The organism is Rhodococcus aerolatus (genome assembly GCF_054783215.1).
The window spans coordinates 1-550 of the sequence record NZ_BAAGQZ010000064.1 but is presented as its reverse complement, the minus strand read 5'-3'; the positions used below and the strand labels follow the sequence as shown (position 1 = coordinate 550).

The 550-nt window shown below is 78.2% G+C and carries 1 protein-coding gene; it reads right to left on the bottom strand.

The features are described 5' to 3' along the window. On the bottom strand, nt 1-550 hold a 550-nt coding region (locus ACYVOF_RS20160), incomplete at both ends, for a DUF222 domain-containing protein (RefSeq protein WP_460869730.1).

Below are 550 nucleotides of genomic sequence, written 5' to 3'. Positions count from 1 at the left end.
CAGTGCCCGTCCCGGTCGCGCACCAACGCGGCCAGGGCGGGTGAGGGGGTGTAGCGCAGCACCGACGGGTCGGTGTCCGGGTCCGGGTGGTCCACGCACACCACCGGGCCGGTGGCCGCGGTGCGGCGCAGCCCCGCCGGGATCGCTGAGCTGCTGGTGTCGTCGGCTGGGCCGCTGATGACCATGCCGGCGGGTTGGGCCCGTCCGAGGTGGACGGGGGTGCCGTCGAGGGTGAGCAGGGCCCGCCAGGTGGCGTCCGCGGCCAGCCGGCGGACGGTGTCGGGGTCGATGACCCCGAGCCGGCGCAGGATCCCGGGCAGGTCGGCGGCCCCGGCCAGGGTCTCGGCGGCGACGATGACGTGGATCTCCGCCCGGGGGCGGGGCGGGGCCGGGTGGGACAGGTCGAGGCTGTCTCCGGTGAGCAGGCAGGCGTCGTGTCCGCAGGTGCACCGCAGCCGCCGGTGCCCGGCCATGACGGCGAGGAGGGCGTCGGCCCGGCGCTGGGCCACGGTGCGCGGGTCCCGGGCACAGGGCCCGGCGGCGAGCTCGT